Annotated in this window: 16 protein-coding genes and 1 other RNA gene; 6 read left to right on the top strand and 11 right to left on the bottom strand. The window is 36.6% G+C overall.

The window, feature by feature from the left end:
- The first annotated feature begins 19 nt into the window (after nt 1-19).
- The 4 genes from alaS (at nt 20) to PK943_04450 (ending at nt 3,854) form a co-directional block, all read left to right on the top strand.
- Nucleotides 20-2,617 carry an alanine--tRNA ligase gene (gene alaS / locus PK943_04465; protein ID HRN78468.1) on the top strand — a complete coding sequence of 866 codons (2,598 nt, stop codon included), beginning with the start codon at nt 20-22 and terminating at the stop codon, nt 2,615-2,617.
- A gap of 17 nt (nt 2,618-2,634) precedes the next feature.
- Entirely contained in the window at nt 2,635-2,919 is a 285-nt protein-coding gene (locus tag PK943_04460) for a hypothetical protein (protein HRN78467.1), read from the top strand.
- Nucleotides 2,920-3,064: 145 nt separating this feature from the next.
- On the top strand, nt 3,065-3,436 hold the full coding sequence (locus tag PK943_04455) for a hypothetical protein (protein HRN78466.1): 372 nt from the start codon (nt 3,065-3,067) through the stop codon (nt 3,434-3,436).
- A 13-nt stretch (nt 3,437-3,449) separates the two neighbouring features.
- Nucleotides 3,450-3,854: a hypothetical protein gene (locus PK943_04450; protein HRN78465.1), complete on the top strand. Its 405-nt coding sequence runs from the start codon at nt 3,450-3,452 to the stop codon at nt 3,852-3,854.
- A 25-nt stretch (nt 3,855-3,879) separates the two neighbouring features.
- Here PK943_04450 and pth read toward each other — a convergent pair whose 3' ends face one another.
- The 6 genes from pth to PK943_04420 form a co-directional block, all read right to left on the bottom strand.
- Entirely contained in the window at nt 3,880-4,422 is a 543-nt protein-coding gene (gene pth / locus PK943_04445; protein ID HRN78464.1) for an aminoacyl-tRNA hydrolase, read from the bottom strand.
- A gap of 6 nt (nt 4,423-4,428) precedes the next feature.
- On the bottom strand, nt 4,429-5,406 hold the full coding sequence (prs, locus tag PK943_04440; GenBank protein HRN78463.1) for a ribose-phosphate diphosphokinase: 978 nt from the start codon (nt 5,404-5,406) through the stop codon (nt 4,429-4,431).
- A gap of 91 nt (nt 5,407-5,497) precedes the next feature.
- Nucleotides 5,498-6,109, bottom strand: coding sequence for an OmpH family outer membrane protein (locus tag PK943_04435; GenBank protein ID HRN78462.1), 612 nt, complete (start codon nt 6,107-6,109; stop codon nt 5,498-5,500).
- Nucleotides 6,110-6,198: 89 nt separating this feature from the next.
- The gene (locus tag PK943_04430; protein HRN78461.1) at nt 6,199-8,880 is read right to left on the bottom strand and encodes an HAD-IC family P-type ATPase; all 2,682 of its coding nucleotides are present in this window, start codon (nt 8,878-8,880) and stop codon (nt 6,199-6,201) included.
- 80 nt (nt 8,881-8,960) lie between these two features.
- Nucleotides 8,961-9,278 carry a hypothetical protein gene (locus PK943_04425; protein ID HRN78460.1) on the bottom strand — a complete coding sequence of 106 codons (318 nt, stop codon included), beginning with the start codon at nt 9,276-9,278 and terminating at the stop codon, nt 8,961-8,963.
- 238 nt (nt 9,279-9,516) lie between these two features.
- On the bottom strand, nt 9,517-9,738 hold the full coding sequence (locus PK943_04420; protein HRN78459.1) for a hypothetical protein: 222 nt from the start codon (nt 9,736-9,738) through the stop codon (nt 9,517-9,519).
- A gap of 227 nt (nt 9,739-9,965) precedes the next feature.
- On the opposite strand from PK943_04420, the gene PK943_04415 reads away from it, so the two are divergent.
- Nucleotides 9,966-10,946 (top strand): sodium-dependent bicarbonate transport family permease, encoded by a 981-nt coding sequence (locus tag PK943_04415; GenBank protein ID HRN78458.1) that lies wholly within the window; start codon nt 9,966-9,968, stop codon nt 10,944-10,946.
- Nucleotides 10,947-10,959: 13 nt separating this feature from the next.
- Here the strand turns inward: PK943_04415 and PK943_04410 are convergent, their stop codons facing one another.
- Nucleotides 10,960-11,499, bottom strand: coding sequence for a flavin reductase family protein (locus PK943_04410; GenBank protein HRN78457.1), 540 nt, complete (start codon nt 11,497-11,499; stop codon nt 10,960-10,962).
- Between the two features lie 103 nt (nt 11,500-11,602).
- Nucleotides 11,603-12,181 carry a GNAT family N-acetyltransferase gene (locus tag PK943_04405; protein ID HRN78456.1) on the bottom strand — a complete coding sequence of 193 codons (579 nt, stop codon included), beginning with the start codon at nt 12,179-12,181 and terminating at the stop codon, nt 11,603-11,605.
- Between the two features lie 286 nt (nt 12,182-12,467).
- Here PK943_04405 and PK943_04400 point away from each other — a divergent pair, with 286 nt between their 5' ends.
- Nucleotides 12,468-12,923 carry a hypothetical protein gene (locus PK943_04400; protein ID HRN78455.1) on the top strand — a complete coding sequence of 152 codons (456 nt, stop codon included), beginning with the start codon at nt 12,468-12,470 and terminating at the stop codon, nt 12,921-12,923.
- A gap of 174 nt (nt 12,924-13,097) precedes the next feature.
- Here the strand turns inward: PK943_04400 and PK943_04395 are convergent, their stop codons facing one another.
- The 3 genes from PK943_04395 to ssrA all read right to left on the bottom strand — a co-directional run bounded on the left by PK943_04395 (nt 13,098) and on the right by ssrA (nt 15,051).
- Nucleotides 13,098-13,907 (bottom strand): hypothetical protein, encoded by an 810-nt coding sequence (locus tag PK943_04395; protein HRN78454.1) that lies wholly within the window; start codon nt 13,905-13,907, stop codon nt 13,098-13,100.
- 389 nt (nt 13,908-14,296) lie between these two features.
- Nucleotides 14,297-14,554, bottom strand: a complete 258-nt coding sequence (locus PK943_04390) for a GIY-YIG nuclease family protein (GenBank protein HRN78453.1) — start codon at nt 14,552-14,554, stop codon at nt 14,297-14,299.
- 122 nt (nt 14,555-14,676) lie between these two features.
- Nucleotides 14,677-15,051: a transfer-messenger RNA gene (gene ssrA / locus PK943_04385) on the bottom strand.
- Nucleotides 15,052-15,067 lie beyond the last annotated feature (16 nt).

The following is a 15,067-nucleotide window of genomic DNA, read 5'->3' as shown; positions in this document are numbered from 1 at the left end:
AATATTGGCAAAGGATCGCATGAAGTCACTCGAAATTCGTAAACGTTTTTTTGATTATTTTGTAAAAAACGGCCATGAAAAAGTTGCTAGCTCATCATTAATCCCCGCTCAAGATCCTACTTTGCTCTTTGCCAATGCAGGTATGAACCAATTTAAGGACCTTTTTCTTGGTAACGAAACACGTAACTATACCCGTGCAGTATCGATCCAAAAATGCGTTCGTGCCGGCGGCAAACACAATGACTTGGATAATGTCGGATTTACAAAACGTCATCTAACATTTTTTGAAATGATGGGAAACTTTTCTTTTGGTGATTATTTCAAAAAAGAAGCTATTCACTATGCATGGGAATTTTTAACTAAAGAAATTAAACTCTCTGTTGACCAGCTCTATGTAACGGTATTCAAAACTGACGATGAGTCATTCGACATTTGGCACAACGTTATTGGTGTCCCAAAGGAAAAAATATTTCGCCTGGGAGAAGATAGCAACTTCTGGCAAATGGGTGATATTGGCCCCTGCGGTCCCTGCACAGAAATTTTTATAGACCGTGGATCAGATTTTGGATGTGGCAGTAAAGACTGTAGCCCGGCTTGCGGTTGTGATCGTTTCTTGGAAATCTGGAACTTGGTATTCATGCAATTTGAAAAGCAGCCAAACGGTGACTTAAAGCCTCTTAAACAAACTGGTGTTGATACGGGCATGGGACTTGAGCGTCTATGTTCTATTGTGCAAGATAAAGATTCAGTATTTGAAACCGATTTGTTTGCCGGCATTATTAAACGCGCCGAAGAATTAACCGGTAAAAAATATACACAATCAGATACAATCAAAGTTGCTTTTAATGTACTTGCCGACCATATTCGCGCAGCTACTTTTTTAATTGCTGATGGTTGCGCACCATCAAATGATGGTCGTGGTTATGTATTACGTAAAATTATTCGTCGTGCTGCACTATTTACTCAAAAACTAACTGAAAAAAATATATTCCCCGAATTATCTCAAGTAGTAGTACAAGAAATGGGCGATATATATCCGGAACTCAATAATAATGCACAGCTTATTTTCAAGGTACTCGATAGTGAAATTAGTAAATTTGCTACTAACTTAGAACGGGGACAAGTTATTTTACAAAATTATCTTGAAGAAGGTAAAAAACACAAAAACATCTCCGGCGAACAAGCTTTTAAATTATATGATACGTATGGATTTCCAATTGAACTTGTTGTAGCTGCTGCACGCGAACATGGTTATACCGTTGGCATGAAAGAGTTTGAGAAATTGATGCAGCAACAGCAAGAACAATCTGGCAAAAAAATGACCGATGTGCTGAGTCAGCTCGATTTTGGACAAGAAATCACCTCTGAATTTACCGGATACAAAGAACTTGAAACTGATTCTGAGGTTATTGCACTCGTGCATAATGACCAACCGGTCACCTCAGTAGCCAAAGGACAAGTTTGCTATGTAATCACCCGAAAATCACCATTTTTTATCGTTGGTGGTGGCCAAGTACCTGATCATGGTTGGTTGATTATTAAAGATCACAAAGCACCCTTAGAAAGTGTACGATTTATCAACACCGCAATTGGCGCACAAATTACCGCACCAATCGATATTAAAGTTGGTGACAAGGTAACCTCAATCGTTGATGAAACTTGGCGTACAAATGCTATGAAAAATCATACGGCTACTCACTTGTTGCAAGCAGCACTTATACAATTGTTTGGTACTCATATTAAGCAGGCTGGTTCATTGGTACATCCAGATTACTTGCGATTCGATTTTAGCTACCATGAGAATCTTACCGCAGAAGATATCAAGAAAGTAGAAGAACTAGTAAATGAAAAAATACGTGCAGATATTCCGGTTGATGTAATATATACCACACTCAAAGATGCACTTAATAAAGGAGCTCTTGCGTTCTTTGGTGATAAATACAAACCAGAAAATGTACGTATGATTAAAGTTGAAGATTTTTCTGTGGAACTGTGTGGCGGTACCCACGTACCACGCACTGGCGTAATCGGTACCTTCAAAATTACTGATGTTATTTCCCTATCTGCAGGACATCGTCGTATTATTGCAGTGACTGGTCCACGCGCCACTGAATTATTTCATGATACATTTGATACTATCAAACAATTGAGCCAAGAATTTAAAGTAAAACGTGAAGAAGTTTTACACACAGTACTAAAATTTAAAGAACAAACCAAAGAGCTACAAACACATATTAAACAACTGCGCACCCAGCTTTGGCAAACACAAATTCCTGTCTGGCTACAACACATTGAAACTATTAATGGGTTACCATTCTTATTTTTGGATTTGCAAAATTTTGCCGGGGATGAACTACGCGATATTGCACATGCACTCAATAAACAGCATCCAGGATTTTATTTTGTGATCAGTCAATTAGATGGCCGCTCATTCTTCTTTGCTGAACTCGCAGAAAAATTTTTTGACACCATTAACTTGCAAAAATTTGGCTCATGGTTGCAAGATGAACATGGACTCAGGGGTGGTGGCAAAAAAAATTCACTCCAGGGCGGTGGAGGTAAATTTGATGCAAAATTGAAAGAGTCTATGACTGAGTGGTTGATAAAACAGAAATAGATAATTAAGGGAGAGCCATGAAAAAATGTGTAATGCTTGCCATCCTATTCTCATATGGTTGGGCTTGTGGGTTTCCTATACTTGGGCATATCAACGTCATCGAAGATAATCCTCGATACAAAAAGACAACCCTAAGATCTATGCGCGCCTATGCTTTAACCGCAGAAAATAGTTCTTGCATCCCTATAGACTATGAAAAAACCACAAAAGAATTTAAAAAATCGATAGGTTCTCTATTGGCAAAACTTATAGGTCTATTTACTTATAAAAATGATCAGTATCAAAAATTGCATGAGGAATAGTAATACGCCATTGGCTTAGCATATTGTTCTGCCATAGGCTCCCAATTTCTGTATTATTTAATTTTTTACCTATTCTATTGCCTTTTAAGATAATAATCCTTTACTTTAAGTATTAGGGAGTAATTTGCTTAAAAAAAGGACCAGTATGAAATTAGGTAAAAAATTATTGATAGCCTTAGGGCTCACCGCCCTATACCCCATGGCCAGCTATGCCGGCTGGAAAAACACCTTTGTTAACAAAACAGATAGCACCATACAACTGAAGGTGGTTCATGATGCATGGTCTACTTCGACCATAGACTTGCAACCCGGTGCTTCTAAAACTATTGAAAATCCTGGTATCTCATGTGTAGTAAGGATTGAATTAAAAGCGGTAAGTGGCCAATTAAATGGCTATACTGGTCGCTACCCGGGACAAATGGGTGCCGGTGGCATCCGATGCGGTAATAATACGTATACGTTCTCACCTGCCGTAAACAATAAAGGTGAAAAATTCATTAGATATTCTTATAAATAGTAGGAAATAAACCATGAATATAAAAAAATTATTAATACTTACGATTATCGGTTCACTGTATACTGCTGGCGCATGGGCGTATAAAATCCAATTAAGTAATGAAACTGAAGGCGATATAGAAATATCAATTTTACTCGGATCATGCAAAAAACAGGTTCGCCTACTGCAACCAGGACAACAAGACACCGTTGATACCGATATATGCTGCACAGGTTCAGTAAATATTATTGGTAAGTCAGGCCCGGTAGAAGGATTACAAATTAAAAATTATCGTCCTAAATTTGGTAAAGAAGAAATAGTAGTTCCGGTATTTGGATTTTTATGTGGTAACTATACGGTACGCGTACAACAAGATCCGGCAACCAAAAAACTGCATATTGTAAACGGTAATGGTAAAATTGCAACACAAAGTAAGTAATTATAATCCTGCGTGCTCTGCAGAACTATACATATAATTCTTCTATCATACGGACTGCATCATTAATTAATTGGTCAATTTCTGCAGGGTCTTCGCTAAAGTTCTGCAACACATAATTGCCGACGTCCTCTTTGCGCTCTGGACGACCAATACCAAATCGCAGACGTGCAAAATCTTGGCCACAAAATTCCATAATAGAACGCAATCCATTGTGACCTTTTGCACTACCGCCTATTTTAAAAGACAGTTTACCAAATGGCTGCTCGAGCTCATCATGAACTACCAAGATATGTTGAGCTTCAATTCCTTTTTTGAGTAGAAATGGAATTACCTTACCTGAACTATTCATAAATGTCTGAGGTTTGATAAGTATGACCTGATGACCATTAATAGAAATATTTGCATATTCCATATGTTCTCTTGCCTGCCAGGTAGCATCATAATGCATAGCCAATTTATCAAGTACCCTGAACCCGATATTGTGCCGCTGATAAAAAAATTTAGGACCCGGATTTCCCAGACCAATAATTGCTTTGATTTCTACATCTGCAAGTAGGTTCTTATTCATACCAAATTAATCTCCACGTATGTGCATTGCATTATACCGAACTTCATGATTTGCTATTGCAGGTGTTGCAAAAGACTTGTATATTTCTTGCACTATCAGTGAGGTTATATCAAATGTATGTATTTTTGTGTTTAATGTATGCGCAGAAAGCTCTATGGTATTACTGACAAAAATTTTCTTGAATAGACTTGCCTCTATGCGCTCACACGCATCGCCTGAAAGCACAGGATGTACAAATAACCCATATACCTCACGCGCCCCATGTTCTTTTATTTTTGCACATGCTTTGATTGCCGTACCACCTGTATCAATAATATCATCAACTACAATAATTGCCTTATCCGCACAGTCACCACCTTCCATACCAATTACACGAGTTTTATTTGGCTCATAGCGCTCCTTGTGTAATACCACACAATCAAGTACAAGTTTATATGCAATGGTTTGTACTCGTTCGCGAGCACCTTCATCAGGCGCCAACAAACATGCACCTGCAGATAGGTCAATTGATTCTGCTATATAGTGTGCAATAAAATCAGTCAATTGAATATTGCGTACAGGAATAGAAAAAAAATTTTTTATAGAAGATTTGTGTAACTCAACCGTTATCAATTCATCTACACCCGCCTCTTCAAGTAATCGTGCAAGCACTTGTGCATGTCCCGGTTTGCCAAATATAGTGCTTGCATCATGCCGTGCATACCCAAAATAAGGAATTACGGCAATAACTTGCGTAGCCCCAGCATGTTTTAATTCTTGGGCTAAAAAAGCAACTTGCATAATATGTTCATGCACGGGATTATTGGTCGATTGAATAATCACCGCCTTGTTACCTATCCAATAGGTTGGATTGTCTACGGTAACTGACATTTCACCATCTGCAAATTTTTTTACAATGGCCTCATGGAGCATTTTGTTCATAGCATCAGCAATGCAACCGGCCAATCCATGTTTATTATCTATAGTAATGAGTGCAAAATTCATTTCCTCAAACCTTTTTTAATACCTATTATAAAAATATAGCGGCTGATGAATACATCAACCGCTTGTATTTTTATTTACTAAAAAATATTTATTATGCTGCTGCTTTTTTGTCAGCTGGCTTAGTAGTTGCAGCTACCGCTGTTTTTGGGGTAATTTTTTTACCATCTGTAACTTGTTTTTTAGATGCTGCATCCATGTTTGCAACAAGTGTTTTGGTCAAATCTGTTTTTTCTGAGCGATACACGATACGACCAGAAGCAGTATCTTGTATAAGGTCATAATTATTTACTTTGCCGTATTCATCGATAACTGCTTGTGCTTGTTGAGTAAGGCTTTCACTTGCATACTGCATAGCACGCTTTAGTTCATCTTCTGACTTTTTGATTTTGTTTTCTAGATCATTACGCAAGCCCATCAAGCGTGTTTCTTCTTTTTCACGCGCATCTGCACTAATAGCAGCTTTTTTACTATTGTACTCATCGACTGCTTTACTTAAAGCTTGTTCATCTTTCTGAATAGATGCAGTTAGTGCTTCACGTTTTGCTTCCATTTCTTGAGTCGCTTTCTTGCCTGCTTCTGAATCTCTCATCAGTTCCATAATATTCATAGTACCGATCTTTAAGTTGGCATCTGCTGCACCATGAGCCATATTGCCTAACCCGAGCATACCCGCTGCGGCAAGTGTCATAATTTTTTTATTCATAGAGATCCTTTCATAAATGCTGTTTGTACACGCTCTCGCTTTCAAAATATTCTAGTTAATAAGTTTAGACGCATGTCTAAAATAGTCAACTAGGCCCGTCTGAGCCATGTGTGTACTATAAACTTTCGCACCTCCTCCAAGAGTACAATTGGTGCAGAAACTGCTACTACTACAAGCCAATCATGTATATCAAGTGGCACTGTTTTGAAAATATAATTCATAAATGGCGCATATATAAGTAAAAATTGCAAACTTAACACAAGCAGTGTTGCAGCAATCAACCATCTATTTGTAAAAAGTCCGAGTTTGAATATAGATTGCGTTTCTGAGCGACAATTCCAAGCGTTAAACCATTGAAACATTGCCATGGTCAATAACGTCATTGTACGTGCATACGTTATATTAACTTCATAATAATGCCAAAACACACATAACGAGCCAATGCCCATAGGAATAGCCATAAATAACATTTTTAATAACAAAGTACTATCAACCAACCGTAACTTTTTTTGCAACCAATCTTTAGATAGTAAACCGGGCTCCTTAGGCTCCAAAGAAAGCCCTATATCCAAAAATCCATCCGTGACTAAATTAAGCCATAGAATTTGCGCTGCAGTAATTGGTAATGGCAACCCCGTCATAAGAGCAAATAATACAATTAATATTTCGCCCATATTAGTTGCAAAAAAATACAGAATTACCTTGCGCAATGTATAAAAAATATGTCGCCCTTCTTCCACCGCATTCATGATATTAACAAATGAATCATCCAACAATATGAGGTCTGCTGCTGCTTTTGCTACCTCAGTACCAATACTACCCATAGCAATACCCAAATCTGCTGCAACTAACGATGGTGCGTCATTGATTCCATCACCCGTCATGGCAACTATTTTGTGCTGATCATGGAGCAATTGAATAATGCGCATTTTTTGCTGAGGTGTTACGCGTGAAAATACCGTAACATGCGCAAGTTTATCTTTCAGCTGATCATCAGATAACGCATCAAATTGAGCACCATCAAGCACTTCATCACCTTCGCTAAAAATATCTGTTTTCTTTGCGACATATAATGCCGTTTTTTCATGATCACCGGTAGCCATAATAATATGTAACCCAGCCTCACGTGCTGTATAGACTACACGCTCAACTTCCGGACGTATTGAATCTTGAATCCCCATAAAACCAAGTAATGTCACCTCGTTTTCTAATAACTTTTTATACTGTGCACGCTGCTCACTTTCTTCTAGCTGATCACTCGGTATATCAGATGGCTTACATGTTTTTGCTCCAATGGCCACTACACGCAGTCCATCATCAAGCAATGTTACCAGCTCTTGCTCTGCAGCACTTTTTGTGCCAATCATACGATCAATCAGAGCTTCAGGCGCACCAATTACATATGCAATCACTTGGTCATCATGTTTAAAAAAACCAGCATGGTACTTTAATTGCGAATCAAATGGTATCTCATATATTTTTTTATACTCTTTTGCTAGTGCATCGTGCGTAAACCCAAGCTTTTGCGATGCTATAAGCAGCGCTGCTTCCGTTGGGTCTCCCTTGATATCAAATAAGCCTAATTTTGATAAATAGGTAATTTCTGCAGTATTGAGTAATGATGCAGCAACACCCATTTGGTATAACGCACTTGAAGGCGCTGGGGCTTCAACAACAACCCCATCTTTGAGTACCTGACCTTCTGCATAATAACCTTGGCCGGTAACCATATAATCTATATCATCGGCATATATGCGTGAAACTACCAACTCATTGCGCGTTAATGTGCCTGTTTTATCAATAACAATTACATCTGCACGTCCAAGCGATTCAACTGCTTGCAAATTTTTGGCAAGTACATTGCGCTTTGCCATTCTGAGCGCACCTGTGACTAAAACAAGTGTCAGTACAACCGGCAATCCTTCTGGTACTACACAAATAAACAATGCGGTCAGTATAACAAGCAGTTCAGTCAATGGTCTGCCAGTTGCAAAACCTATTACAAATAAAAAAACACACATTGCTAAAATAAATAGCAATATTACATATGAAAGATGTTCTAATTCTTTTCTGAGCGGGATATCTGTCTGAATTTCTTCAACTGTTTTATGGATTTTACCAATCTCTGTATCTACACCAACTGCAGTAACGATTGCTTTACCTGAGCCAGCCATGACATAGGTGCCCTTGTATACCATGTTGGTACGTTCTGCTAATGGTACTTCATCGGTAAGTAATGCTTCTGTTTTATGGATAGCCTGTGATTCGCCTGTCAGTGCTGACTCCTCAACTAGCATATTATTTGACTCTATCACACGGGCATCAGCCGGCACACGTTGCCCTTCTTGTAATAAAACAATATCGCCGACTGCCAAATCACTATCATCAACTACCATTTTGGTACCATCACGCACTACAACAGTGGTTGTTTTGATAAACCGTTTCAAACTAGCAATAATATTTTTGGTACGCCCTTCTTGAATAGTACCAACAATAGCATTCAAAAAAAGAACACCACTAATAATAAATGCGTCTAATTTATCTTCACCAACAAAAAATATAATAGTAGCAGCAATAAGCAAAATATAAATCAAAGGACTTTGAAACTGACTTAAAAAAATAGATACCCAGCCACGCTGTTTGACATCAGGCAACCTGTTAGCGCCATATGTTTGCCTATGTTCGGCCACTGCTTGTTGTGATAACCCTGTGTTTGTATTCGTTTTTAGTTGCGAGGCAACTTCCTCTACCGATTTCTGATAATATTGCATAAAAAATGCTCCCAACACTTCATTAGAAACTACGTGCTGAGAGCATAATATGAACTCCCTGCAAGATCAACCCTGATTCCTTAATCTAGACACCAGCAAAGTTCGTTTATCTTCGCGGCAACTCGTATACCAGTAAATTTGGGGTTGTCTGGACAAGGGCAAAGACGCATACCCATTTCATCAGGCGCCAAAAGAAGTGCTTGTGTAGCATATAGCAGTAATGCAGTTACAGATATTGTTATCAGTTTTGCATATCGGGATATATTATCTGTTGTCTGATATTGTTGTACTACTGCTTGCGGTGCAACGAGTACTTGCTGCGGTATATTTTTGTTTGCTAATACACTCTGAAGACTTAATCCTAATAATACTAGCATAATTATGTTATTACGCTTCATGCTACTTCCTTGTTTTAAAATTTTTTACCATTATAGGATGGTTCACAGTAATTAACAACTCTAGCACTGCATCTTGCCATTCCATGCGGGTGCCGGTGTACATATATCGATTATTAACCAATGCCATAATAAATTTTTCTGACCATCACTGTGACCAATTAAATAGCACGTATACTTGTGATCTGCTCGCTCAAGATATGAACTATACGTAAGATCAACCGAGATATAAAACTAAAGGTTACATATCATATTGTGACGCACTATACGCCAAGATCAAAATAAATCCAAACGCTGCAAGCAATGCTGTTGAATCTTGCGACATACGCTTGTACATACTTTGCAAAGTAGTGGTAATAGTTTGTGGTTTTGCTGGCATTTGTTGTGGTAAGTCTTTATGTGCTGATACTCCTTGTATACATAAAACTACGAGCAACAACATAATGAGGTGACTACGCTTCATACTATCTCCTTAATATTAGATGTTAACACCAGAGTAACATACAGTAATTTCCCATATCAACATATCTTGTCAAGCTAATTACAGGTACAATAATAATCTACTTCAATTAATTGCTCACTACCCTGTTTACTTAATTAAACGCTTGCAAATGACATTGCAGTTGCGTGACGTACTATTTTATCTTATTCTTAAATTTGAATTATAACATTTTTGTATGGTATTTTTTTATGAATGCATTTGCTCAGTTACTCACAAATCCCGCAATAATAAGTTTATTGGTTGGTGGCTTTATTGGTACATACGCCACATTAAAACTACCAAGTGCTTTTGTTGAATTAATTTCTATATATCTTATTTTCACCATAGGTTTTAAAGGTGGTTTGTGTTATGGTGCTATTGATCAATGTACAACCAGCCCGCTTGGTAGGTTGGCAATCATCGGAATATTATTAGGGTTCATACAGCCACTCATTCATTATTACATTCTAAGAAAAATAACTACATTACATAGAGAAACAATAGCAGTCATTGCTGCAGAATACGGATCCATCAGCATTGTAACATTTATTACGGCAGTTACCTTTTTAAATGAGCGGGCAATAACCTATGGCCGATTTATGCCTGCTGTTGCTGGTATCATGGAAATTCCTGCTATCATCACGGGATTATGGATTATAAAACATGATCAACATAACCTTGGCCTATTTCCATTATTGAAAAATATTATGCAGGCAATGTTAACCTGCAAAAAATTAAGCTTTATTTTTATCGGATTTGCGAGCGGACTTTTTTTAAGCCAATATCCAATAGACTTTATCAGCCAAGCAATAATCTGGCCATTCACTGCCATACTCATATTGTTCATGATTGATATTGGCACAAAAATTGCAACACAAAAAAATGCTATTAAACAGTTCAGCCCTGCGCTTCTTGGTTTTGCTATCGGCATGCCCATTATTAATGGATGCATAGGATTATTGGTAGCTTCTCAATTTGCTGAACATTTCGGGTCAGTACTACTTTTTGCAGTACTTACTTCAAGCGCATCATATATCGCCGTACCAGCAGTTATGCGCACACAAGCACCTGATGCGCAAGAAGCTATATATCTACCTCTCGCGCTAGGTGTTACACTACCCTTTAATATCATTATTGGCATTCCGCTTTATTATTATATTGGGCAATATTTACATATGTTCAGTATATAAACATTAATTACGCTTACTTTTTGTGTGAGTGTGTTCTAATGATCTTGCCATCAACTATAAATACACCATTGCCAGCATGATGTATCATCTTAACTTGTTTTTTAGTAGTACTTACCCACGCTTTGACCACCTCAAGAATAAACAAGTTATATTTTGATACCATTTTTGTATCAACTACCTTGCACTCAAGATTAGCATAACATTCTTGTATCATCGGTATTTCTACATGCGATGCTGGTTCAGCAGACAATTCAAATTTCTTAAACTTATCAATCTTTGATCCGGTAGTATTGCCAATACCAACAACCTCTTGTATAAGTTCCACTGTAGGAATATTGATAACACACTCTTTTGTTTTTTTGAGTGCCGCAAATGAATAATTATCTTCACTCATAATGCATGCAATAAGTGGTGGTTCAAATTCCACCATGGTAAGCCATGACATAGTCATAATATTTGGTTTACTCTTGTATGCAGTAGTAACCATAACAACCGGGCCTGGTTCAATCAATTGATATACTTTTGCCAAAGGCAATGACTTTTTTGTCTTCATACCATCTTCCTTTTTTGAAAACATTCAAAACAAAATTACTATAAAAATAAAATAACCACCTCACAATAGGTGGTTATCAAAACTACAAAAACTTATTTTTATATTATAGATTCTGCGCATTCAATACTTTTATATAAAATAAATTTGGTAATATATTTTGTATTGGAGCAGAAAATTCACGCTCAAAACCTTCTTTTTCGTAAAAATTATGATTAATGGTATTATCCAAATCAGTACATAACATTACTTTAGAAACTCCTTGTTTTTTGAGCTTCTGCAATGCATAGTGTAAAAGTTGTCTGCCATAGCCTTGATGCTGATACTTTGTATCAATACCAATTAATTGTATAAATCCATATCCACTAAAATACCAACTAATCAGCTTGAGTGGATCCAAAAAATGTTTAACATAAAATATTGGCTTTGTAGCATAATTTATAAAACCTATAGTGTTACCGTCCACCCGTATAACATGCGTCATATAATCAGTACTGGATAGATATTTTTTTGTTGTACCATCGGCACACCCATGAGACTCATGAGTAAGAGTTGGATATGCTTTTAAAATTTCTTCAATAGCCGACATGTCCCGTTCTTCTTGAAATTGCTCAATCGTTACTTCTGATCGAGCCTGATGAAATAAACCTGCCACTAAAAATAAACTTAGAAGCTTGGTATTCATATATCTCCTTTATTTCCTTTTTAGACCATACATTGATTTAAAAAAGATCATAAATAAGTTATGAAACATTGGCAAATAATTAGGATGATGAGACATCATAAGAAGGCTGATACAAAAACATCGAAAAGATTCACTAATAATAAATGGTCGTGCCATACGAAACTGCGCAAGCAGCGTAGTATAGTAGAGGAGTTATTATGCACTTCGAACTTTTGATTGGTCAACAAGTAAAAAAATGATATTTTTTAATATATTGCCCAAAGCCATATAATAATCTAGGTACATCATGACTACTTTACCTACCTTACTTATTAAAACACTACATAATAAAGCACTCATACAAAAAGCAAAAAAATTAGATAATACAGGCATTGTGATACAACAAAACGAATATTCTTTTCTTAAAATTAAAGATGAGTATATCCATGACTTGTATAAATTATTAGATAACACTAAAGCACAAAAACCAGATTATTTTTCTAAACCTGAAATGATTGGAGCACATATTACTATTGCATATCCAGAAGAAAATATAACATTACACACAGATGATATTGGAAAAAATCATAGCTTTTCTATAAAAAACTTTAATCATGTTACTTTGGGAAATAAACAATATCTTGTATTAATAATATCTTCACCTTCACTCATCCAGCTCCGTGCAAAATATAACTTACCGAGCAAACCTGACTATAAAGGTGTTGCTATAGACTTTCATATAACAATCGCTACGTATAGTTAAAATTTTGCAACTCCTTTCAGGATAACCTGCCAATCACCAAATAATATTGGACTAGCAGACAGGTTCAAATTAGAGAAATTATTGAATTTAAAGCTGTCATATTCATACAAAGCTCTACAATAACGTTTTACATTATAGCTTACTACCCTACAATGCTAAAATTTTGAAAAATTTCTATGGTTGCGTATTTAGATAAACACCCCTTGCAACTCCATATATAACTGTTGCAAAGGTTGGAAATGCTCCTAAAGCAAAACTTGTTAAAAAATTAACTGTAAGATCTTTTTTAAGCCCAAACATCTTCCAAAGTTTATCGCCATCACCATCGGGAATACTAATTGGCGTTAAGCCATAAATAAATTCACCAAACATTTTTGAGCTTTTTAAAATATTAAATGTCATCATAAATATATCTGAAAATGAGAGTATTTTATAATTAGCTTGTTCAACAAAAATACGCGTGATCTCATTTGAAAGATCTTTATATGCATCCCGAGGAGAACTCATACTTTGTTGTAAAGTTTCTTTATTTGATAGATTGTATTTCATTTTTTTGTGTAAAGCATTTGTCGCCACCATAATTGCATAGTTAGAAGCCATCCCTGCTAATGGACCAGCGGTAGTACCTATTATACTTTCCTTTCCAAATCCCATATATGAGCCAAAAAAAGGCATAAATACGGCTAATAAATGCTGCCCTAACTTACATTCAACATTTACTACGCCACCAAATGATCCAGTTAAAAAATAACCAAAATAATGTCCATATTCATGTGCATAAACAATTGGTAATTCCGTGATGATATGAGCGCAAAGTGCTAAACCTAAAGCAGTAGTAATCTTTGCCGTTGTTTTAACAGCATTATATGAACGACTAATTAGGCTTTCTTGTGGTGCAGTCTCTATATTGTCAGCAATTACAACATGTGAAAGCAAGGTAGAAATAAAAAAAGTAAATGCAAAAAATTTGTGAAATTTCCTCATTTTTATAGCCTCCATAGGAAAACATTAGAAGGTACTCCCAGAAAAGAAAAAATACCCTTTATATTACTGTACTTAACGGGTATTTTTTTGCAAAAGGGTACCCCAAAATAGGTACATATTCATAAAATTCTGAAAGGAATGGTTCATATAGAAAACATTCCTTAAAAAAATAGCAACGACTCAATGAGTATTAACCCAGGCGTCACTCTTCGAGCTATGCCGCATCATAATAGGCCAATAATACTTATCCGGACTTACCAGCTCGGCAAGCTTCGCAGGGCATACTTCGCTATCAATTTTTTCTATTAATATCTATTCATCTGAAAAATGACCTCCTTCGTTCTGCAAATTACGAAGGACGCCTCGCGCCATACGAAACTTTTTGAAACTCAAACAATATCTATCACAGAAAAATATCTTCGTAAAAATATGCGGCCTGCGTTAGTTTTTAGATAGTGTTCAAACCGTAAAGCCTTTGATTCTTGATCAAATCCAAGAAAACCAACCAATGCCCACGGCTTAAAATCTTTGGTATATATGGACTTTCCGGAATTATGATCCGATATTCTTTGCTTTAAATTCCGCGTAAAACCGATATATGTTTTTTCTGGAAAAGAACTCGATCTGAGATAGTAAACATAAAACATGGAAAAATATATCCTAAGATTCAGAATAATTATTATATGAATTCATTTGAAAAAACTGGCCTGCCAGTCATTTTTCAATCCTCTTTAGCGCAAAAATTCACGTCGAAGCAAATAAAAATGACTGGTGGAGGCGATGGGAATCGAACCCATGTCCGTAATACTGCAAACCGTAAGCACTACATGTTTATTCTTCGAATATACGTATATAACACCTCGAAGACACAGCATGTTATATAAGGCAGCTTCGTGATACTACAGTGAGCTACGTCTCTGCAAAACCTTGCTCACGAGTCCTATCTTGTATAATACGAATCAGCACAACTGATAGACACGTCACACTGATAAGACCACTTATCGACTAGGCGAAAGCTGGTTGGGTCATTTGACCCTCAAATGCGTTTGCATTTATTGTTTTAACTAATTGTTTAACGAGCACTTAGCCAACGCTCGACATGCTCTCAAGACCTACAATAAAACGTCGAAGCCAGTACGCCCCCAGGAATTTCAATGAAA

Source organism: Candidatus Dependentiae bacterium, assembly GCA_035445995.1.
GTDB lineage: Bacteria > Babelota > Babeliae > Babelales > Vermiphilaceae > DAOMRS01.
Note: the sequence above shows the minus strand (reverse complement) of the source record. Positions and strands in the feature narration are given on the sequence as shown.

Bases quoted from the DNA above. Each gene is read 5' to 3' on its own strand.
- PK943_04430 (HRN78461.1), bottom strand. From the start codon at position 8,880: ATGCAATATTATCAGAAATCGGTAGAGGAAGTTGCCTCGCAACTAAAA.
- PK943_04455 (HRN78466.1), top strand. From the start codon at position 3,065: ATGAAATTAGGTAAAAAATTATTGATAGCCTTAGGGCTCACCGCCCTA.
- alaS (HRN78468.1), top strand. From the start codon at position 20: ATGAAGTCACTCGAAATTCGTAAACGTTTTTTTGATTATTTTGTAAAA.
- PK943_04405 (HRN78456.1), bottom strand. From the start codon at position 12,181: ATGAATACCAAGCTTCTAAGTTTATTTTTAGTGGCAGGTTTATTTCAT.
- PK943_04415 (HRN78458.1), top strand. From the start codon at position 9,966: ATGAATGCATTTGCTCAGTTACTCACAAATCCCGCAATAATAAGTTTA.
- PK943_04400 (HRN78455.1), top strand. From the start codon at position 12,468: ATGACTACTTTACCTACCTTACTTATTAAAACACTACATAATAAAGCA.
- PK943_04450 (HRN78465.1), top strand. From the start codon at position 3,450: ATGAATATAAAAAAATTATTAATACTTACGATTATCGGTTCACTGTAT.
- PK943_04435 (HRN78462.1), bottom strand. From the start codon at position 6,109: ATGAATAAAAAAATTATGACACTTGCCGCAGCGGGTATGCTCGGGTTA.
- prs (HRN78463.1), bottom strand. From the start codon at position 5,406: ATGAATTTTGCACTCATTACTATAGATAATAAACATGGATTGGCCGGT.
- PK943_04410 (HRN78457.1), bottom strand. From the start codon at position 11,499: ATGAAGACAAAAAAGTCATTGCCTTTGGCAAAAGTATATCAATTGATT.
- pth (HRN78464.1), bottom strand. From the start codon at position 4,422: ATGAATAAGAACCTACTTGCAGATGTAGAAATCAAAGCAATTATTGGT.
- PK943_04420 (HRN78459.1), bottom strand. From the start codon at position 9,738: ATGAAGCGTAGTCACCTCATTATGTTGTTGCTCGTAGTTTTATGTATA.
- PK943_04460 (HRN78467.1), top strand. From the start codon at position 2,635: ATGAAAAAATGTGTAATGCTTGCCATCCTATTCTCATATGGTTGGGCT.
- PK943_04425 (HRN78460.1), bottom strand. From the start codon at position 9,278: ATGAAGCGTAATAACATAATTATGCTAGTATTATTAGGATTAAGTCTT.
- PK943_04390 (HRN78453.1), bottom strand. From the start codon at position 14,554: ATGTTTTATGTTTACTATCTCAGATCGAGTTCTTTTCCAGAAAAAACA.
- PK943_04395 (HRN78454.1), bottom strand. From the start codon at position 13,907: ATGAGGAAATTTCACAAATTTTTTGCATTTACTTTTTTTATTTCTACC.